The following is a 20,513-nucleotide window of genomic DNA, read 5'->3' on the forward strand; positions in this document are numbered from 1 at the left end:
TCCCCGCCGGAGGCTCCCGCCCAGTCACCCGCGCCACCCTCCGAAAGAGAGGCGCGAGGTCGTCACCCATGTCAGGTGGGGTTTGACCCCACCCACCCGCTCCGGATCACCCCTCGACATGCGCCACCCGCGCGCCCGCCTTGTTCGAGGTCACCACGCCGAGGCTCTTCAGCTTGCGGTGCAGCGCCGAGCGCTCCATGCCCACGAAGGCCGCGGTGCGGCTGATGTTGCCGCCGAAGCGGTTGATCTGGGTCAGCAGGTATTCCCGCTCGAACAGCTCCCGCGCCTCGCGCAGCGGCAGCGTGGCGAGCCCGCCCGACAGGACCACGCGGTCCTCCTCCGGTCCCGAGCGGTCGTCGGTGGAGGGCAGCTCCCGCGCCGTGATCTCGCCCGTGCTGTCGCCGAGGATCAGCACCCGCTCCACCACGTTCCGCAGCTGCCGCACGTTGCCGGGCCAGGTCATCGTCTGCAGAAGCGCCCGCGCGTCCTCGGCCAAGGGCCGCAGCGGCAGGCCCTGGGTGCGGTTGAACATCTCGATGAAATGCTCCGCCAGAAGCGGGATGTCCTCGCGCCGCTCCTCCAGCGAGGGCACCGAGATCGGCACCACGTTCAGCCGGTGATAGAGCTCCTGCCGGAACCGCCCGTCGGCGATCTCGGCGGGCAGGTCGCGGTTGGTGGAGGAGATGACGCGGATGTCCACCTGCACCTTCTCGTGTCCGTTGACGCGCTGGAAGCGCTGGTCCACCAGCACCCGCAGGATCTTCGACTGGGTGCCGAGCGGCATGTCCGCCACCTCGTCGAAATAGAGAACGCCCCCGTTCGCCTCCTCGAGAAGCCCGCGCTCGATCCCCCGCTCGGGGCTTTCACGGCCGAAAAGGACCTCTTCCATCCGATCGGGCTCGATCGAGGCGGAGTTGACGCAGATAAAAGGCGCCTGCGCCCGTGTGGATTTCGCGTGGATGTAGCGCGCGGCAATCTCCTTGCCGGCGCCCGCCGGCCCGGTCAGCATCACCCGCCCGTTCGAGCGCGTCACCTTCTCGAGCTGCGACCGCAGCGATTTCAGCGCGGCGCTCTCGCCCAGAAGCTCCGTGGTGCCCCGCTCGCCGCGCTTCAGCTCGAGGTTCTCGCGACGCAGGCGGCTCGTCTCCATGGCGCGGCGGATCACCACCAGAAGCTGGTCGATCTTGAACGGCTTCTCGATGAAGTCGTAGGCCCCCTGCTTGATCGCGGCGACCGCGATCTCGATGTTGCCGTGGCCCGAGATGATGACGATCGGAATGTCGGGATGCTCGCGCTTGACCTTCGACAGGATGTCGATGCCGTCCATGGCGCTGTCCTTGAGCCAGATGTCGAGGATCAGCATGGCGGGCGGGTCCTTGGCGATCTCGGCCATGCAGGCGTCGGACGTGCCCGCGACGCGGGTGGAATACCCCTCGTCGTGCAGGATCTCCGCGATCAGCTCGCGGATGTCCCGCTCGTCGTCGGTGATGAGAATATCGCCCATGAATCTACCTCATACTGCTTCTTTTTCCGCCTCGCGCACCCTCGCGGGCGCGGTCGGCAGGGTGACGACGGCCGAGGCGCCCTGCCTGCCGTCGGGCCCGAAGGGCTCGGCGTCGGTCAGGGTCAGCGTCCCGCCATGTTCCTCGATGATCTTCCTGACGATGGGCAGGCCGAGGCCCGTGCCCTTCTCGCGGGTGGTCACATACGGCTCGAAGAGCCGCGCGCGGTCCTCGGGGAGGCCGATCCCGTTGTCGGAGATCTCGATCCGCGCCTCGCCCTCTCCGAGGGTCATGACGACCCGCACCTCGCCCTCGACCTCTGCTCCGGTTTCACGATAGCTTTCAATTGCTTCTCCGGCGTTCTTGATCAAATTCGTCAGCGCCTGGCCGATCATCGTGGCATCGACCTGGGCGATCACCGCCACCTCGGGCAGGTCGGCGCGGAAGCGGACCTCGGGCTGTCCCGCCTCCTGCAGCGTCACCGCCCCCTTCACCAGCGCCGTGAGATCGTTCGTCAGTCGCTCCGGGGTCGGCATCCGGGCGAACTTGCTGAACTCGTCCACGATACGGCGCAGATCGTCTGTCTGACGCACGATGACCCCGGTCATCTGCTCGAGCGCCTCGGCGTCTGCCCCCTCGAGGCTGCGGCCGAACTTGCGCTTGATCCTCTCGGCGGAGAGCTGGATCGGGGTGAGCGGGTTCTTGATCTCGTGGGCGATGCGCCGCGCGACGTCGCCCCAGGCCGCCATCCGCTGGGCGCTGACCAGGTCCGTCACGTCGTCGAAGGCCACGACGTAGCCCTCGACCTTGCCCGAGGCCACGCGCCGGGGCGACATCCGCACGAGGAGGCTCTCCTGTTTGCCCGACCGCACGAGGTCGATCTGGTCCTGCACCACGGCGCGCTTTTCCCGGCGAAGCCGGTCGAAGAGAGGCCCGAACTCTGGCACGGCGACTGCCACGGAAACCGCTTCGCCCGCCGGATCGAAGTCGAGGAGCCGCTGGGCGGAATGGTTGACGAAGGTCACCCGGCCCCGGGGATCGAGCCCCACGACCCCGGAGCTGATCGACGACAGCACGCTGTGAAAGAGCCGCTGACGCCGCTCGATCTGCTCGGTGCGGTCCAGAAGCTCCCGGCGCTGGGTGTTGAGCTGCGCGGTCATCGCGTTGAAATGACGTCCGAGCTGGGCGATCTCGTCGTCGCCCGACTCCTCGCGCACACGCACGTCGAGATCGCCCGCGCCGACCTTCTGGCTGGCCACGACCAGCCGGCCTACCGGCCGCGACAGCCGTTCGGCGAACCAGAGGCCCAGCCAGATCGCGGCGAGGATCAGGATCACCGCGAAGCCGAGATAGATCAGGCCCACCTCGAAGAGCACCCGCCCGCGTTCGCGTTCGAGCTGCTGATAGAGCGCCACCGTCTCCTGCGTCTCGTCGAGCAGTGCGAGGATCGAGCCGTCCACGGCCCGGCTCACATAGAGAAAACGGTCCACGAAGCCGTCGAGCGGGATCAGGGCGCGGAATTCGTTGTTGGACCAGTCCTCTATGATGGCGATGCCGTTCTCGAGCGCGGCCTCGATCACCTCGGGCTCGGGGCGCTCGAAATCGAAGAGGTAGGACTGCGCGCCGCGGGCAACGATCTCGCCGGTGCCGTCGATCACGAACGCTTCCGTCAGCCCGCGCTCGATCTGCGCCTCGACCCGGCCGAGGGCCTGCCGGATCTCGCCCGGCGACATGTAGAGCTCGCCGCGCCGCTCGTTCTCCAGGTAGTTGGCCAGCGCCTGCCCGTCCCGGGAGACCTGCTGTCGGTGCTCTTCCTCATAGGCCTGCGCCGCGGCGAGGGAGGAACCCACGACGTTGCGCACCCTGTCGGAGAACCAGCCCTCGAGACCGATGTTGATGGTGACGACGGCGAAGACCGCCACCAGCACCGTCGGGATCAGCGCCAGCAGCGCAAAGACGCCGGTCAACCGCAGGTGCAGCCGCGAGCCTGCGGAGCGCTGCCGCCGCGCCACCACCATGAAGAAGACTCGCTGCCCGACAAGGGCCGCGATCACCAGGACATAGACGAGGTCGGCGGTCAGGATCAGTCGCAGCCAGCCGGAGGCGCCGCCGTCCCCGAACGGCCCGAACGCCATCAGCGTGAGGATCGCGAGGATCGGGCCCAGGGCCACCAGTGTGAACGTCATCATGGTCTCGGCGGGCCTCTTGCGGCGCCACCGACTCAGCCGGCCGAGCTTGAGATCCATGAGGGACCGCCGCACCTGTTCGCCCTGTCCTGCGGGCCACACTGTGACCCCACCGCCATGCTGCCGTGGTCTTCTCGCGACATGGTCGCTTCGCCACGGTTCTGTGGCGGCTTTACATCAACTTGCGGCGGCGTGTCACGCGAATATCGAGGTCCGTTATCTTTTTACGCAAGGTATTGCGGTTGATCCCGAGGAGGTCGGCACATTTGGCCTGATTGCCGCCCGTCGCATCCAGCGCGATTTCGATGAGCGGCAGTTCCACCTCCTTCAGGATGCGCTGATAGAGGCCCATGGGCGGCAGGACGCCCCCGTGCAGGTCGAAATACCGACGCAGATGCTTGGCCACGGAGGCGGAGAGCTTCTCGCCCTCCGCGGCGCCCGACAGGGGCTCCATCGCGGGCTGGTTGCCGAGCACATGCTCGACCTCCGTCCGGGTTATCTCGTCCTCCGTCGCGGTATAGACCAGCCGGCGCACGGCGTTCTCCAGTTGCCGGACGTTGCCGGGCCAGGAGTAGGCCCGCACCAGATCGAGCGCCTGGGGGCTCAGACGCTTGAGATTGGCGCCCTCCCGCTCGGCGCGGACAAGGAAATGCTCCGCCAGCAGGGGAATGTCGTCGACCCGCTCCCGCAGGCTCGGCACGGTCAGCGTGACGCCGCTCAGCCGGTAATAGAGGTCCTCGCGGAAATGCCCGGCCTCGAGCCGCCCCATCAGGTCGACTTGGCTCGTGGACATGATCCGCGGTCCGCTGTCCGACAGCGCGTCGAGCATCCGCACGATCCGCGCCTGCGCCTCCTCCGGGAAATCGCCCACCTCGTCGAAGACGAGGCTGCCGCCCCGGGCCCGGCTGATGAGCGCAGAAGGCCCGTCCGCCCCCGCCAGATCGGCCGCGGTCGCCACCACGAAGGGCAGCGTGCGCCGGTCGGAGAAGTCGTGGATCGCCCGCGCGATGAGCGACTTTCCGGTCCCGCTCTCGCCGACGATCATCACCGGAAGCTGGGTGTTCATCACCCGCGCCACCAGCCGGTAGAGCGCCTGCATTGCGGGCGTCCGCCCCACGAGCGGCAGATCGCCCTCGCCGCTCTCCGTGGTCTCGGGCCGCGGCGCGGGCGCGCGGCGCTTGACCTCGAGCGCCCTGCCCGCCCGCTTCATCAGGTCCGGCAGGTCGAAGGGTTTCGGCAGATAGTCGTAGGCTTCCTTCTCCGCCGCCTGGATCGCCGTCATGATCGTGTTCTGCGCCGAGATCACGATGACCGGCAGCCCCGGCCGTTTCTCGGAGATCAGCGGCAACTGCTCCAGCCCGTTGCCGTCGGGCATGATGACGTCGGAGATGACGAGGTCGCCCTTGCCCTCCTCCACCCAGCGCATCAGCGTGACCAGCGACGAGGTCGCATGGACCTTGCAGCCCGCGCGGGTCAGCGCCTGGGTCAGAACGGTGCGGATGGTGCGGTCGTCGTCGGCGACCAGAACGGTTCCGTCCATGGGTCAGTCCTCTTCCACGTCTTGAGCGTCTTTGGGCACGAGCGGCAGCGACAGCCGGAACACGGTCCGCCCCGGGATGCTGTCCACCGAGATCCAGCCCCCGTTGTCCGCGATGATCTTCGACACGAGCGCGAGGCCGAGCCCGGTGCCGTTCTCGCGCCCCGACACGAAGGGCTCGAAGATCTCTCCCGCGATCTCGGGCGGGATACCCGGCCCGTCGTCGATGATCTCCACCTGGAGCGGCAGCCGCACCGGCTCCCCGTCCTTGCCGCGCACCCTCAGGCTCTGTTCGTAGAAGGTGTGCAGCTTGATGACGCCGCCCTCGCCCCCCGCCTCGCTCGCGTTCTTCAGCAGGTTCAGGAAAACCTGCAGAAGCTGGTCCGGATCGGCCCATGTCTGCGGCAGCGAGGGATCGTAGTCGTCGAGAAAGACCATGTGCGCGCCGAAGCCCACGCTGGCCGACTGCCGCGCCCGGTCGAGGAGGTCATGCACGTTGACCGCCCGCGTCTGCGGCGGGCGCAGGTTGCCGAACTCCTCGACCTGCTCGAGAAGTTTCACGATGCGGCGGCTCTCCTCGACGATCAGATCCGTCAGCTCCAGGTCCCCGTTCGTCAGCCCCATGGACAGAAGCTGCGCCGCCCCGGTGATCCCGGCGAGCGGGTTCTTGATCTCGTGGGCCAGCATCTCCGCCATGCCGATGGCCGAGCGCGCGGCCTTGCCCGACTGGGCGTTCAGCGTCACCCGGCTGGCCAGTTCCCGCGGGGAGATCATCATCAGCATGTAGCCGTCCGACCCCTGCAGCGGCGCGAACTGGATGTTGCACTGCACCGGTGGCCGCTCGCCCGAGCCCACGTCCACGTCGTTGACGAAGAGCGAGGTCCGCTGCGCCCGCGCCCGCGCATAGGGCTCCTCGATCGCAGCGTCGATCATGACCTTGTCCCAGAGCGGCGCACCCGCGAGGCTCTTCGACGACAGGTTCAGGAACAGCTCCGCCGCCGGGTTCGTCTCCGCCAGCGTGTCGTCGGGCGCGATGAGCAGCGCGGGGACCGGCAGCGAATTCCACAGCCCGGGATCGAGGATCGTCATGCCGCGGCCTCTGCCATCAGCGCAGGCCGCAGGTCGCGCAGCACCCGGCCCGGATCGTCGCCGGTCAGCACCGGCCGGCGCAGCTCCCCCGGCGTGCCCGCCTCGTCCATGTACCACCCGAGGTGCTTGCGCGCGACCTTCACGCCCAGCGCCCGCCCGTAGAACCTCAGCATCGCCTCGTAATGCCCTGACACCATGTCGAGAAACGCCGCTCCCCGTGGCACCTTCGGGGCCGGTGCGCCGAACACGGCATGGCCGATCTCCGCCACCGCCCAGGGCCGCCCCTGCGCGCCCCGTCCCACCATGACCCCCGCCGCCCCCGAGGCCGCGAGCGCGCGCCGCGCGGCCGCCGGTCCGGTGATGTCTCCGTTCGCGATCACCGGAACGGGCACCGCCTCGACGACGGATCGGATGGCGGCCCAGTCTGCGGCGCCCTTGTAGAACTGGCAGCGCGTGCGGCCATGGATCGTCACCATCCGGACGCCCGCCTCCGCCGCGCGCCGCGCGATGTCGGGCGCGTTCAGGCAGGCGTCGTCCCAGCCAAGCCGCGTCTTCAGGGTCACGGGCACCCTGACGGCCCGCACCACCGCCTCGATGAGCGAGAGCGCATGGTCGGGCTCGCGCATGAGCGCCGATCCCGACAGCCCCGTCGTCACCTTCTTCGCGGGACAGCCCATGTTGATGTCGATGATCCGCGCGCCGTTCGCCTCGGCGATCCGCGCGGCCTCGGCCATCCAGTGCGCCTCCCGCCCGGCAAGTTGCACCGCCGTCCGCGCCTCGCCGAATCCCAGCTCCGCCCGCGCGCGAAACCCGAGGTGACCCTGCACCATTTCCTGGCTCGCCACCATTTCGGACACGACCCAGCCCGCACCGAAACCCGCGACGAGCTGCCGGAACGGCAGATCGGTGATGCCCGCGAGAGGGGCGAGCGCCACGGGCGGCGTCAGCCGCTCCGATCCGAGATCGAGCCCCGGCGATTCTTGTGCTGCGAAGGCGGTCATGTGCCAAAACTTTGTGCGAATGCTCAAGAGACCTATCATCCCGGCGCCGAACCTCAATATCCTGCGGCGGGAAGCCGGTGCGCCTCCTGCCTTTGCCTGTTTTTTGTGCGGCGTTGAAGTGCATACGGCTCCCGATGCCCAAAGTTCAGGCCGGCCAGACGATGTGCGATCATCGGCCGCCCGTCGCGCAGCAACCGAATTTCGCGTATCCCGGGGCTGGACGTGGCCGCGCAGGACGGCAAGGAAGGGCGAGAGCACAAGCCGCGCTCCGGCGCGCGCCCCAGGGAGTGACCCATGGACATCCGCACCGGCAACGGTTTCGACGTGCACCGCTTTCGTCCGGGGGACTCGGTGATCCTCTGCGGCGTGAGCATTCCTCATGACCGCGCGCTCGAGGGTCACTCGGACGCCGATGTGGGCCTGCACACGCTGACCGATGCGATCTACGGCGCGCTGGCCGCCGGCGACATCGGCCGCCACTTCCCGCCGAGCGATCCTCAATGGAAGGGAGCGGCCAGCGAGATCTTCCTGCGCCACGCCTGCGGCCTCGCCCGCGAACGCGGTTACGCCATTTCGAACGCCGATCTGACGCTGGTCTGCGAGCGGCCGAGGATCGGCCCCCATGCCGCGGCGATGGTCGCCGCCACCGCCGAGATCATGGAGATCGCTCCGGACCGCCTGAGCATCAAGGCCACCACGTCCGAGCGGCTGGGCTTCACCGGACGCGAGGAAGGCATCGCGGCGCTGGCCACCGTCACCCTGGTGCGCCCGTGACGCGCCTGATCGCCACCTTCTTCTATGTGGGCCTGCTGAAGCCCGCCCCGGGCACCTGGGGCTCCCTCGCCGCCCTGCCCGCGCTTCTGCTGCTGCACTGGGCCGGCGGTCCGTTCCTGGTGCTGGCGGTGCTCGTTCTGGTCATCGCGGCGGGCACCTGGGCCACGACCGAACTGACCCGAGGCGCCCATGAGGACCCGTCCTGGATCGTCATCGACGAGGTGGCGGGCCAGTGGGTGGCGCTGCTGCCCGTCAGCTTCGGCGCCTGGTGGGTGGGGTCGGAGATCACCGCGCTCTGGCCGGGCTGGATCGCGGCCTTCCTGCTCTTTCGCGCCTTCGACATCTGGAAACCGGGGCCCGTGGGCCGGGCCGACCGGCTGCAGACCCCTTGGGGTGTGATGCTCGACGACCTGATCGCGGGGGCGATGGCCGGGCTCTGCGTGATCGTGCTGGCCGCGCTGGCCCATCTGCCGGTGATCCTGTGAGCCGGCTGGTGGAACTGGCACGCGCCCGCGGCCTGAAAGTGACCACTGCGGAAAGCTGCACGGGTGGTCTCCTCGCGGGCCGGGTGACCGACGCGGCGGGGGCCTCCGCCATCTTCGACTACGGGTTCGTCACCTATTCGAACGACGCGAAACGCGACCTGCTGGGGGTGCGTAGCGAGACGCTCGCCGCCCATGGCGCCGTCTCCGAGGAAACCGCCGGCGAGATGGCCGAGGGCGCGCGCACGCGCGCACGCGCGGACGTGGCGGTTTCCGTCACCGGCATCGCGGGGCCCGGCGGCGGCACGCCGGAGAAGCCCGAGGGGCGTGTCTGTTTCGGACTGTCGACGCGCTCCGGGACGATGACGGAGACCGTGGACTTCGGCGCCCTCGGTCGGGACCGGGTCCGGGCGGCCACGGTGGATCATGGAATGGCGCTGCTGATCCGGGGCATCGAGAGCTGCTGAGCCTCGGGCGCGGGCGGATCGGAAATTCCCGCTCCATTGGACGGACTCCACGGGCGAGGCCATAAAATACAATGAAAACATGCAGTTACATGCCGTTTCATCGTGTAACGCTGCCACGGACGTGCAGCCGGTCCCGCCGGACAGGTCGCCCACGACGGGCCGATCCGTCGCCTCGGGCCATGGCCCCGACCCCCGGCAGCCCCTACTCTGACCCCGAGACCAGTACCCGGAGGCCCCCGGATGAAAACGCATGCCCAGCCCCGCGTCGAGACCCCGCCCTCTTCCGCCGGTCCAACTCCCGGGAGGCCACGGACCGCCAAGGTCGGCCTGTGCGTAACTCCGTCGGCAAGAACGAACTGCAGAACTTCGGGAAATTCCGCGTGTCCGGCCGGAACGCGCGCGGCTGGCTCGACCGGATCATGGCGGGCCGAGTCCCGCGGCCCAACCCGCTCGCCCTCCCGCCGATGCTGTCGCCCTCCGGCCGGCTGATGAGCGATCTCACGATCTCCTGCCTGAGCGAGACCGAATTCCGGCGTGCCGGCAGCTATGGTGCGCAGGAAATCCACCTGCGATGGTTCGAGACGCATCTCGAGGATGACGTCGATGTTGAGAATGTATCAGTCAGGGTCACCGGCTTTCAGATTGCCGGCCTCCGGACGCACGATCCGCTCGCCTTGGCGACCCGCGATCCGACTGATCCGCGCCTTCTCGATGTTCGACCCATGGCGGTACGCCAGGTGACCTGCCTCGTGCATCGGATGAGCTATGGAGACGACCCCGGCTTCCGGCTCTACTGCCCCCCGATGAACCAGTGCAGCCTGTGGAAAACCCTGTGGGAAGCCGACAGGCCCATCAGCGCAGGAGCGGACAGCGAGAGAGCGGTGCTGCGCGACCGCGTGCTTGAGGCTTTCACGGCGGCCGTGGACGATGCCCATGTACAGGGCCATGAGCCCATCTGGATCGACGGTCGGGTGCAGGGGCTCTGCACCTCGGGCGGGTATCCGCCCCGGGCGGGCGTGTCGGTCGCTTCGGGGTTCGTCCCGCGCGACCGGGCCCGGGACGGTCTCGGGATGAGAAACGAGTTCCTGGACGAGCGGCGGCCGGCGCGGCCTGCGACGCGGCCTCCGTTCCATGCCGAAGGGGAAAGGACGCTCGGGTGATGACGGAAGGGCCGCTGATCCTCATACCCGCCGCAGGGGCTTCGTCACGCATGAGAGGCGCCGACAAGCTGACCCGGCCGGTGGAGGGCGTGCCGCTCCTAGGGCGGCAGGTCGCTCAGGCGCTCGGGACCGGGTGGCCCGTCCTCGTCACCTTGCCCCCCGATCGACCGGCACGAACCGCGCTGGTGCTGCGGCTGATGGCGACGGCAGGAGGGCGGCTCCGCTCGGAGACCCTTGCGGATGCCAACGAGGGCCTGTCCCGTTCCCTGCGCGCGGGCGCACTGGCAGCGTTGGAGGCCGACCGCGATCTGCTGGTGATGCTGCCGGACATGCCGGGTATCGAAACCGCCGATCTCCAGCGCCTCGTCGCGGCCCGCACACCCGGCATCCTTATCTGCCGCGCCACCGCCGAGGACGGCACGCCGGGTCATCCGGTCCTTTTCGCGCACGACCTGCTGCCGGAGTTCGCGCACCTCTATGGGGACCATGGCGCGGCCGCGGTGGTCAGGGCTCACCGGGAGGAGCTGACGGAGGTTCCGCTGGAAGGCCGGCGGGCCTGCGAGGATCTCGACAGCCCCGAAGACTGGGAGGCCTTCCTCTCGAGGTAGGCGCGGTCAGGCGGGTTCGTCCGCCCCGGCCCTCGCACAGGCCCTGTCGCAGGCAAGGGCCGAGCCAAGCCAGGCGCCGTTGGCGAGGATCGCCACGGGACCCTCGACGAGAAGCTCAAGCCGGATCAACGTGTTCTCCTCGACGTGGCGGGCGACCGCCAGCTCCGCCGCCGCGACGAACCGGTCACCGGCGTTCCCGGCGCGCGCGCCGAAGACAAGGAGCCGCTGATCCCCGATGACGGTCAGTTCGCGTTCCGGAAGGCCCTGGCCGAGGGCCCCCGGCGGCAGAATGACCGCCTTCGGACCTTTCGGGCCGCGTCCCGGATCGGTGCCCACCGTAAGCACCCGGACCAGCCCTGCCGCGCGGGTCAAGACCCGAAGCCCCGGCTGCAGCTGTTCGACCGGCATTTCCCCGCGCACCGTCGCGACAAGCGTCCGCGCGGCGAGCCAAAGGGGCCGCGTGCGAGCCGGGTCGGGGGGAGTGTCGAATGTCATGGGCCTCTTTCGGATCGGGCGTCGCGGAGTCTCGCCCGCTGCGACTGCCTTTGCCTATTCTCGCCAAAAATGCAAATGATGTCAGGTCTTTGGCTGTTTTCCCCGAACAGTCGCGCCCGCTGGTCCTGCATCGTTGCGCGGTTTACGATTCACCCTCTGGAACCGGTCTGACCCATGTACGAACGGTGGCGAAGCCCGGGCTGGACAGACCTCGTCGCGACCCGGGCCAGGCGGCCTGCAACCCACATCCGGAACGGAATGCGCGAGCCTCGGCACCCGTCCGGCCGAAACCCGCGCAACAGTCGCTTTCCGGAAGTTCCCGGTCAGGGTCCGCCCCGCGCCACAAGTACGCGGGGAGGTCCGTCTTAGTCCACGAGGAGGCGCGCCTCGTGCTTCTTCAGCGCCATCCGGGCGGAGGTGTAGCCATCGAGGCCTTCGCGCTCGGCCAGTTCGGGGAAGAGCTGGAGGATCTCGGCACGCTGTCCAGCGTCGATCCCCTTCATCGTCCAGTCACCTGGCTGGAAGCTTTCCGTCCATGCGCCGTCAGAGAGGACCACCTCGTGACGGTCGAACATGAAGTGGACATAGGTCGTCTGCGCCACGTCCACCCGGTGGATACCGGGCTTGCCGACAAGGTGCTTGGCCGCCACGAGTACCTCAGTTTCCTCGAAGTAGAGCTGCGGCTTCTCGCCGGTGACCAGCACCCGGTGGTTGGGGCTGACCATCATGTCCCGCTCTGGCAGGCCATGGCCAAGGGTTCCGGCCTTGATCAGCACTGGGCGCAAGTGCGGCGTCGCCGCCATGTCGCGGCCGGTGAACCGTTTCTGGCCGACCCAGCGGATCTCCTGCAGGCCGTTGTCCCGGGTCACGATCCGGTCCCCGACCTTCAGCTCCTCGACAAGCACCTCGCCCCGCGGCGTCGCGATGGTCGTGCCCGGCGTGAAGCAGGGAATGACCGTCTCGATCTCGCGGAAGATCATGGTCGTGCCGTCTTCGAAGGTCACGAGGCCCGATTCCGGATCGTCCTCGCCGTCGCCGACGTCGATCTTGCGGTCGATCGACACGACACCCGAGCCGGTCAGGTCGAGAACGTCGATGTCCTCGTCGTCGGGATCCTCGCCACCGATCACCAGATCTCCGCCGGTTCCGCCGAAGAAGGTGTCGTTGCCGAAGCCGCCGAAGTAGGTGTCGGAGCCCGCGCCGTCGATGAACGTGTCGTTCCCGTCGCCGCCGAAGGCCGTATCGTTGCCCTCACCTCCGACGAGGAGGTCGTCGCCTTGCCCGCCGATCAGCGTATCGTCTCCGTCACCGCCGTAGAGCTCGTCGTCGTCGATCCCGCCATCGAGCAGGTCGTTGCCCGCATCGCCGTACAGGGTGTCGTTGTCGTCCCTGCCGAAGATCGTGTCGTCGCCGTCTCCGCCGTAGATCGTGTCGCGGTTGTCGTTGGGAAGCGGATCGTCGAGCAAGGGATTGCCGGTGTCGTCGATCAGTCCGACGTCGGCCTCGAGCCCGCCATAGATCAGGTCATTACCGGCACCGCCGAAGATCACGTCCTCGCCCTGGCCGCCGATGATCGTGTCGTCGCCTTCGTCGCCGTAGACAAGGTCGTTGTCGATGCCCGCGTCGATGAAGTCGTCCCCTTCGCCGCCGTAGATCGTGTCGGCATCGTCGCCGGTGAGGATGGTGTCGTTCCCCGCTCCGCCGAACACCAGGTCCTTGTCGTCGTCAGGGTTCGCGTCCGGCGCCACTCCCGGGAGCCCCAGATAGGGAGGGAAGCCGCTGTCGAGAGCCGGGGACGCGTGATTTCCGGTGTTGATGAAGTCGTCGCCGTCGCCGCCGTAGACCGTATCGCTGCCGATGCCGGTCACGATGCGGTCGTCTCCCGCGCCGCCCTCGACGTAATCGTCGCCTTCGCCGCCCTGGATCGAGTCGTCGCCCGCACCGCCGAAGATGCTGTCGTCGCCCTTGGCCCCGTCCAGCGTGTCGTCCCCGTCGCCGCCGAAGATCACGTCGTTCCCGTCGCCGCCGATGATGCTGTCGTCACCGGCATCGCCGGACAGAGTATCGTCGCCGTTGCCGCCGCGGATGCTGTCATCACCCCCGCCGCCGAAGACCACGTCGTCGCCGTCGCCACCGAAGATGGTGTCGTTGCCGTCCGCCCCGGTTCCGTCATCCAGCAGGAACAGCGACACGCTGTCGATGGAGGCGCCGAAGTTGTCCTCCTTGCCGGTGCCTGCGAACTCGAGCCGGTTGGAGCCGTTGCCGGCGCCGCCCACCACGTCGAAGGTGAAGGTCTGGAAGCTGCCCTGCGGCGGGTCGATCGTGGCGATGAGTTCACCACCCCAGTAGACCTTGACCAGGTTCTCGGCAGAGCCGCTCGACGGAAGGAAATCGCCGTCGCCGGCATCGAAGGTCAGACGGTAGGTCTCGCCCGACTGAACGTCGTGGACGTCCTGTCCGATCCGGTTGTTGCCGGGGCTCGCCTCGAGGTCCAGCCAGTTCTTGCCGTCGGTGGCGTTGAGCCCGCCGCGCCCGTCATTGTGGACGTCGATCTCCTCGCCGTTGATGTCCGACCAGTTCGGAATGACGCCGCTCGTCGACACGAACCCGTAGCCCGTCTTGGCCATGCCGGTCGTGTTCTCGAAGGAGCCGTTCTTGATCAGGTTCGGGCCCGTCGGTGCGCCGGTGCCCGAAGACGGACCGTTGTCCCCGTAGATCAGGTCGTTGCCGCTGCCGCCGTCGATGCTGTCGTTGCCCGACCCGCCGAACAGGGTGTCGTCGCCGGCTTCGCCGAAGAGCGTGTCGTCGCCCTCACCGCCGAAGAGCACATCGTTGCCGGTGCCGGTCACGCCTTCCTCGATGGTGACCGCGTCGAAGTAGATGTCGGAGATGTTGGTGCCGGACGTCTTGCTGCCGAGGGCGTCGTAGGACAGCACGACCTTGCTCACCGGACCGGCGATCTCGACCCCGACCGAGTTGTCCGGGGAGGTGGTGCTCTGACCGTCGTGGCTGTTGGTGTCCTTGACCGCCTCGAGAGTGCCGTCGCCGTCCCGGTCCACCACCTTCACGTTCTTGCCTGCATTGACGAACTGCACCGGCACCGGGTTTCCGGCGGCGTCGAAGGCGAAGATCGAGAAGGAGGCGTCGAAGTCCAGATCGGCGATGCGGAACGAGACGTTCTCGACCTCTTCCGAGAAGTTCAGAGTGACCTTGCCGTCTTCCTTGCTCGACGACGATCTGAACTTCAGCGTGCTCGTGTCGTTGATCGGTCCGAGGTCGCCGGTATCGACGCCATCGACATTGATCCGGTCATCGTCCTCGTACTCGATATCGAGGCCCGAATTGGCCTTGGATACGGAGACCTGGACCGAGACGCTGCCGGTGTTCTGCGTGAAGCCGGTGACCTCCTGGTCGTCCTTGAAGCCGGACTTCGACCATTCCAGCACTTCGCGGCCCCGCGTCTCGGTGTCGAGATCGCTGTCCCCGAAGAGGGTGTCGTTGCCGGCCTCGCCGGAGAGCGTGTCGTTGCCAGCGCCGCCATAGACGACATCATCGCCTTCGCCAGCGAAGACCGTATCGTCACCTGCGCCTGCCAAGACAAGGTCGTCATCGGGCGCGGCGCCCGGCAGGATCGCATCGGCATTGTCGATCCGGTCACCCTGCGGGTCGCCGTCGTAGTCGAGGTCGATCAGGTCGTCCCCCTCGGTGCCCTGGACCGTGCCGTCGAGTTCGACGACGTCGTGGACGGAGCCCTTCACATTGTCGATCAGAAGATCTCCGCCGCTCTTGTTCACGATCTCGATCCGCAGGCTGTGCCCGTTCAGGGACGGATCGTTGCTGCCAGAGGTATCCACCGTGACCGACTTGAGCGAATTGATGTCACCGGTCTTGCCCGAGACCGTGCCGATCAGCGTGTGACCGGCATAGACATTGACCTCGTAGGAGATGTTGCCGCTGCCGCTGAACGAGCCGTCACCGATGTCCACGGAGAACTCGTAGACCTTTCCGGCCTCGTACTTCTCGTCGAGCGTCTGGAAGAGCTTCGCCCCGTGGCCGCTGAGATAGGCCACGTTGTGGCCGTCGATAACGCCTTGGGGGAGCTGGTGTGCGGTTGGATTGAACTCTCCGACGGAGCCCGACTTGTGCCAGTCGACGACGCCATGATCCCACTTGCCGTCCTTCAGGCTGTTCTTCTCGAACGAACTGTTCTTGATCGCAATCGGTTCCGACATTTTCCGTCTCCACACCGTTTCCGGCATCCGATGGCCGGGCTGTTACATGCAGCCGCAGCCAGTTTGGCCACGCCGTTTCGAACCCGCGAACGGGCCGCCTTGCAAAAGCCGTCTCCGAACGGAGTCACGGCCACATGTCCTTACGGTCTTCGAACCCGCAGACACCGTTTAAGCAGATCGTCCGCGTCCTGGCGTCCGCCTGCCCGGTCGCCCCCCAGCGACCAATTGCCCCCCAGTCGGGCTCTCATGTCTTATGCCGGCGGTCCGACCGGACAAAGCGGATTCTGGTCCGACTTGTGGCGCAAATGGGGTCGTTCGTGGCTTTGGCGGGCCGGTTTCAAGGCAGCTCCGGACCGGATGGGGAAACGGTTGCGCGCCCGAGTGAGAGGTTGCGGCAGACAGAGTCCACGCAATTTTCCTATAGTTGTCACTGAACCTTGTGCATCTCCGGTCCCGGATCGGAGGTCACTCGCCGGAGGATTGTGCATCCTCCGTAGACAGTGGGGGCCTTCGACATGGCAGCCTTGAAGGCATAGGGCGCCATCTCGGTGCCTTAATTTCGTTCAGAGTGGGGAACCAATCCGGGACAGCTGAGGGGGATTGGACAGGCTTCCGACGGAGGCTTTCCGAATCGCGCCATGGTGCGCTTGACGAAAGATGACCCGGCGCGCGCCTGCGTCCGGGGGGCCGCGTCCCCGGCGCGCCTACGGGCCGCCCCGCCCGCGAGGCGAGTTGCGTCGCAGTGTGTCCCGGGATGCGTGACCCCGCCCGGCGGTTCCGGCGAACAGTTGAGTGCGGAGAAGGACGCCTGGACCTGAACGCTCGACCGCGACCTGCGCGAACCGCCCGACGGCAGTCGGGTCGAAGCTTCTTTGGAGATTCAGGTCCCGATGAGCGGAGCCGCCCGAACCGGTCCTCGACCGGCTCCGGCAGGACGCCGCGCAGATGGGGCGCGCAAGCGGCCGTGCTGCCCCATGAGATCTTCCCGGCCGCGTCGTCGGTTCGACGACCGGGACCGCGTCGGTTCAGTTCTCGGTCGGCTCGAAGCTTGCCTTGGGGCTGGCCGCAGCGGCGGAACCGTACAGGCGGAGGGTCTTCTTCGTATCGAGTTTCATGGGGCTTCCTTTCGGCTGGCCGGTTCCTGCACGTCGGCGGCGATCATTGGCCCTCGACGAACGAAGTAGACCACGCGCCAGCTCATCGCGCAACAGTTCCCTGCCGGGCACCGTTTCTGTCGCCGGCCTTGCGTGTCCGCCTCTTCGATGGTCAGGCTTCGCGAGGGACCGGAAGTCCGGTCCTGACAGCGTCATGGGGGACCCCGGACCGGACATGCCCGCCGACTTTTCCGACAATCTGAGGGCGCTCTCGCGGCTCATGGAGCAATGGTCCGGGACACCGCTCGACTCCGCGGGCGTGCTGCGGCGGCTGAATCCCGGCGGGAGCCGTACTCCCCTGTTCTGGATCTTCAACTCGAAGCGCGAACCCGAGCGCCTCGCCGCGGCCCTCGGCCCCGACCAGCCGCTGATCTATGGCCGCTCGCTCCACATGATCGTCCCCGAGGCGTCGCTGAAGCTGGACGTCGGGCGAAGACTGGCGGCCCATTATGCCGATGCGCTCCGCCCGGCGGTGGGCGACGGTCTCCTCTGCGTGGGCGCAAATTGCCAGGGCACGTCCATTGCGATGGAGGTCGTGCGGCGGCTCAACCGCGAGCGGCCCGTGGTTCCGGCCCTCGCCTTCATCAACGCGCGGCCGGGCGACCGGCTCGATCTGCCCAAGCTGCTGTTCTACGGCGAAGAGGACCCGCAGAGCGATCCTTTCCGCGAAGATCCCGACGCGGCAAGCCGCGGTTTCGGTCCGCACAGGCGCGAGGTGCTGTCGGGGGTCTCTCACGGCGGATACTTCGAAGTGGGCACGGTCGAGCGCGTCGCTGCGGGGCTGCGGTCCTATTTCGACGAGGTGGAATCGGCCTCCGCCATGAGGAATGACGCGAGGTCCCCGACCACGGGGTGATGCAAGAGCGCCGCCGGATGCACCGGACGCCCCAGCCTCTCCTCGAGGTGAAGGACGATCTCCAGAGCCGCACCCGAGTCGCCGCCGAGGTCGAAGAAATCGCTCTCCCGCGTGATATCTGCATCGGGGAAGACCGCTGCGAAGACCGCGGCGACCACCGCTTCGAGGTCGGGGATGCCGTCAGACCGCGACAAAGACACAGGTCCCTTCCTGCACTCCGCGCGCCATCAGCGCCTGAAGTTCCCGCAGAGCGATCTTGCCCGAGGGTGTGCGGGGCAGCTCGGCGCTGACCCAGACCAGATCGGGCCGTTGCAGCGCGGGAATCGCCGATCTCAGCCAGAGCACGACGTCTCTCCGCGAGAGTGCCGTCTCGACGGCGAGCGCGATCCGGTCGCCTCCGTCGGCGGGGTCGGGTACGGCGAAGGCCATGCAGTCCCTGATGCCGTCATGGGCGAGGACGCGGTCCTGCAGCACGGAGAGATTGACCGTCACGCTGTTGCGGCAGGCAAGCTGAGCCGAGCGGCCGATGATGGTCAGGAACCCGTCCGGGTCGAGCCGCCCGACATCGCCTGTCGCCACGGCTGGCCCTCCCATGGAAGTGTTACAGGCGGTGATATGTCCGCTCTGCCCGGGCGGCAGCGTGTTTCCCTCGTCGTCGGTCACTGTCACCGCAACGCCGTCGAGGATCTTCCCGACCGAGCCCGACCGCGTGTCGATCGCCTCGCCCTCGAGATAGGCAACCGGCCCGACACCCGTGAGCGAATAGACGTTGCGCGCGGTGGGCGACAGCAGGTCCCGCATCCGTCTGAGGTCTTCAGGGGCGATCGGACCGCCGAGGGACACCAGCGACTCGAGCTGGGGATAGGCAGGTCCCAGTGCGGCAACATCCCGGTCCCTGTGCAGCGAAAGCAGATCCCGCAGGACCACCGGGGGCAGCGCAGCGAAGCGGATGTCCGGCCGCATCAGCGCCGCGTCGAGTTCTGCGACATGGTGGAAGAGGGGCATCGCGAGCACGGGTGTTCCGCCCATGACCGCGCGCAACCAGGTGTTCGCGACCGCGCCGAATGCGAGGCTGCCCACGACCAGCGCCGGCGGCAGCGGATGAGAGCGCAGCTTGACCTCCGCATCTCTCATGGCGGCGATCATCCACCGGTGCGTGCGGGCCTGGTGGACCGGCGTCTTCGTGGTTCCCGATGAGGAAACCCAGATTGCCGGCAGGTCTGCCGCGTTCTCGGGAGACGACGGCAGAACTTGCGCCGGGGTCCCTGACGGCTCGTCCAGCGCCGCGATCCCGTCCCTGCCCGCGAGCCGGGGCATGTCGGTCAGGACCACCCGAGCGCCCACCCTCTGCGCCGCGGCCGCTATCTCGGCGGGAGGCTGGCGGATGTCGAAATACACAGGCGCCGCCCCCAGAGACCACAAGCCGATGGTGGCCTCCATCGCGTGCAGGCTGTCGAGACAGGCGAGCGCCACCAGATCCCCCTGACCGACGCCCGAGGCGCCGATCCTCCGGGCATGAGTCGCCGCCCGGGCGGCGACGTCGGCGCGGGTCGCCGTCCGCGGCCCGGACTCGGCGAACACGGCCATCGGGTCGGCCCCCAGATGGTTCAGAAAGACCCGCCCGAGGTCCTGAGGCTCGTTCACAGCGCCTCCGCCGTGCTGCGCAGTTCCCGGAACAACTCGGCCCCGAGTGGCGTGAACTCGGCTCCGGCCTCGATCGTCGGCAGGGCGTCCTGCACCGCTGCGATGGAGCTTTCGCGATAGGCGGCGAGCTCCGCGACCCATTGCGGGCTGTTGCCGGACCGCAGCATCGCGTCTGCGACAAGCGCCATCTTCGCCGAGACCCACGCGGCGTGAAACACCCCTTCCATGGGCCGCGGCTCCTTTCGGAGGGGCGAGACATGACGCGGTTCCGCGTCGTTGAGAAGTACCGGGTCGTCGAGATGACACAGGAACAGCTGCTGGTGCGCCGCTTCATGCACGAGCGTCATCAGCGTTCTCGCCGGCGACTTCAGCGCCTCCACGTTCACGAGGACCGCCCCGAAAGCGTCGAAGACCGTTGCACCGCCAAAGCCGCGATCCGCCTCGGGTCCCGGCTTCGCAAGGACGATCATGCAGACGAGCGCGGAAAATTCGGCGTGGCGCTCGGGCAGCGCCTGGCCGAACCCTGAAAGCGCGAGTCCGACCAGATCCGCCGCGCGGTCGGCTTCCTCCTCGGACGGCCCGACGAGGTCGGCCGTCAGGCCGATGTCGTCGAGAAACGCGCGTTTCAGGAACTCGCAGGCCGCCGGCGACAGCGCCCGTTCGTGCAGGAGCGCCATCACCGGGGCTTCGGGCGCGTGATGTTCGCCCTCGGGCAGGGCTGCGAGCGCCGCGCTGTCGCGCGCGAAGAGATCGGCGCGATCGGTTTCGGCCGCCCTGAGCAGGGCGGCATGGGCCGCGAACACGATCGGAGACGGGAACGGCTCGGACAGGGTCAACGCCGCCAGCCGCTCGCGCGACAGCGCCGGCGGCACCTGATCCGCCGCCGCTTCGAAGATCAGGTGGTCCAGGGACCGATGCAGACGGCGTCTGACGTCCAACTTGATCCGCCGGATCGTCTCCGCGTCGGTCCTCATGCTCAGGGGCGCGGCCATGTCTGGTTCGAGACTCATGATGCCACTCCTATCTGGCACCTTTCAGAAACCACTCTCCCGGGGCGCGTTCAAGAGACCGCCGACGTCGGCCCGGCCGTCGCCACCCAGGGACCGGTCCGGAAGGCCCCGCCGCTCCGTTGCGGCCCGACCATGCGAAATTCCGAACTGGTGCCGGTGGAGAGACTCGAACTCTCACGATGTTGCCATCGGGGGATTTTGAATCCCCTGCGTCTACCATTCCGCCACACCGGCCAGCGGGACTCGCTTACGCCCGCGCCTCGTGCGCGTCAACGCGGGGCGGCGCGCTTGACCGTCGGCGCTGCCCGTGCCCTAA

The 20,513-nt window shown here is 67.9% G+C and carries 15 protein-coding genes, 1 tRNA gene and 1 pseudogene; 6 read left to right on the forward strand and 11 right to left on the reverse strand.

The genetic code is table 11. The features are described 5' to 3' along the window. Positions 1–106 precede the first annotated feature (106 nt). The 5 genes from ntrX to dusB all read right to left on the reverse strand — a co-directional run bounded on the left by ntrX (position 107) and on the right by dusB (position 7,315). Positions 107–1,504 carry a nitrogen assimilation response regulator NtrX gene (ntrX, locus tag EAT49_RS00860; RefSeq protein ID WP_123640344.1) on the reverse strand — a complete coding sequence of 466 codons (1,398 nt, stop codon included), beginning with the start codon at positions 1,502–1,504 and terminating at the stop codon, positions 107–109. A gap of 9 nt (positions 1,505–1,513) precedes the next feature. Then, complete coding sequence (locus tag EAT49_RS00865; protein WP_246003715.1) at positions 1,514–3,691, reverse strand: sensor histidine kinase NtrY-like; 2,178 nt, start codon at positions 3,689–3,691, stop codon at positions 1,514–1,516. 169 nt (positions 3,692–3,860) lie between these two features. After that, positions 3,861–5,228, reverse strand: coding sequence for a response regulator (locus EAT49_RS00870; RefSeq protein WP_123640348.1), 1,368 nt, complete (start codon positions 5,226–5,228; stop codon positions 3,861–3,863). 3 nt (positions 5,229–5,231) lie between these two features. Further along, positions 5,232–6,314, reverse strand: coding sequence for a two-component system sensor histidine kinase NtrB (locus tag EAT49_RS00875; RefSeq protein ID WP_123640350.1), 1,083 nt, complete (start codon positions 6,312–6,314; stop codon positions 5,232–5,234). After that, positions 6,311–7,315 carry a tRNA dihydrouridine synthase DusB gene (gene dusB, locus EAT49_RS00880; RefSeq protein ID WP_123640352.1) on the reverse strand — a complete coding sequence of 335 codons (1,005 nt, stop codon included), beginning with the start codon at positions 7,313–7,315 and terminating at the stop codon, positions 6,311–6,313. The genes EAT49_RS00875 and dusB overlap by 4 nt, the downstream gene beginning before the upstream one ends. A 294-nt stretch (positions 7,316–7,609) precedes the next feature. Here dusB and ispF point away from each other — a divergent pair. The 5 genes and pseudogenes from ispF to EAT49_RS00905 all read left to right on the forward strand — a co-directional run. Then, positions 7,610–8,089 (forward strand): annotated as a pseudogene (gene ispF, locus EAT49_RS00885) (2-C-methyl-D-erythritol 2,4-cyclodiphosphate synthase); the annotation flags it as partial. Then, entirely contained in the window at positions 8,086–8,574 is a 489-nt protein-coding gene (locus EAT49_RS00890) for a phosphatidylglycerophosphatase A family protein (protein WP_123640356.1), read from the forward strand. The pseudogene ispF and the gene EAT49_RS00890, both read left to right, overlap by 4 nt. A 5-nt stretch (positions 8,575–8,579) precedes the next feature. Next, positions 8,580–9,038, forward strand: a complete 459-nt coding sequence (locus tag EAT49_RS00895) for a CinA family protein (protein ID WP_246003738.1) — start codon at positions 8,580–8,582, stop codon at positions 9,036–9,038. Between the two features lie 179 nt (positions 9,039–9,217). Continuing rightward, positions 9,218–10,198 carry a glycine cleavage T C-terminal barrel domain-containing protein gene (locus EAT49_RS00900; RefSeq protein WP_281274697.1) on the forward strand — a complete coding sequence of 327 codons (981 nt, stop codon included), beginning with the start codon at positions 9,218–9,220 and terminating at the stop codon, positions 10,196–10,198. After that, positions 10,198–10,806, forward strand: a complete 609-nt coding sequence (locus tag EAT49_RS00905) for a nucleotidyltransferase family protein (protein WP_123640362.1) — start codon at positions 10,198–10,200, stop codon at positions 10,804–10,806. The genes EAT49_RS00900 and EAT49_RS00905 overlap by 1 nt, the downstream gene beginning before the upstream one ends. A gap of 6 nt (positions 10,807–10,812) precedes the next feature. Here the strand turns inward: EAT49_RS00905 and EAT49_RS00910 are convergent, their stop codons facing one another. Then, the gene (locus EAT49_RS00910) at positions 10,813–11,301 is read right to left on the reverse strand and encodes a Hint domain-containing protein (RefSeq protein ID WP_123640364.1); all 489 of its coding nucleotides are present in this window, start codon (positions 11,299–11,301) and stop codon (positions 10,813–10,815) included. Positions 11,302–11,666: 365 nt separating this feature from the next. Beyond that, entirely contained in the window at positions 11,667–15,533 is a 3,867-nt protein-coding gene (locus tag EAT49_RS00915) for a Hint domain-containing protein (RefSeq protein WP_246003717.1), read from the reverse strand. A 1,329-nt stretch (positions 15,534–16,862) separates the two neighbouring features. Between EAT49_RS00915 and EAT49_RS00920 the strand changes: the two genes are divergently transcribed. Beyond that, positions 16,863–17,543 carry a hypothetical protein gene (locus EAT49_RS00920; protein ID WP_123640368.1) on the forward strand — a complete coding sequence of 227 codons (681 nt, stop codon included), beginning with the start codon at positions 16,863–16,865 and terminating at the stop codon, positions 17,541–17,543. Here EAT49_RS00920 and EAT49_RS00925 read toward each other — a convergent pair. From EAT49_RS00925 to EAT49_RS00940, 4 genes are all read right to left on the reverse strand, one after another. Beyond that, positions 17,477–17,737: an acyl carrier protein gene (locus EAT49_RS00925; protein ID WP_185020602.1), complete on the reverse strand. Its 261-nt coding sequence runs from the start codon at positions 17,735–17,737 to the stop codon at positions 17,477–17,479. The genes EAT49_RS00920 and EAT49_RS00925 overlap by 67 nt on opposite strands. Beyond that, complete coding sequence (locus EAT49_RS00930) at positions 17,724–19,187, reverse strand: class I adenylate-forming enzyme family protein (protein WP_123640372.1); 1,464 nt, start codon at positions 19,185–19,187, stop codon at positions 17,724–17,726. Before EAT49_RS00930 ends, EAT49_RS00925 begins: the two co-directional genes overlap by 14 nt. Further along, positions 19,184–20,197: an aKG-HExxH-type peptide beta-hydroxylase gene (locus EAT49_RS00935; protein ID WP_123640374.1), complete on the reverse strand. Its 1,014-nt coding sequence runs from the start codon at positions 20,195–20,197 to the stop codon at positions 19,184–19,186. Before EAT49_RS00935 ends, EAT49_RS00930 begins: the two co-directional genes overlap by 4 nt. Positions 20,198–20,345: 148 nt before the next feature. Beyond that, positions 20,346–20,431, reverse strand: a tRNA-Leu gene (locus EAT49_RS00940). Positions 20,432–20,513 lie beyond the last annotated feature (82 nt).

It is taken from the genome of Histidinibacterium lentulum, from assembly GCF_003789055.1.
Classification (GTDB): domain Bacteria; phylum Pseudomonadota; class Alphaproteobacteria; order Rhodobacterales; family Rhodobacteraceae; genus Oceanicola; species Oceanicola lentulus.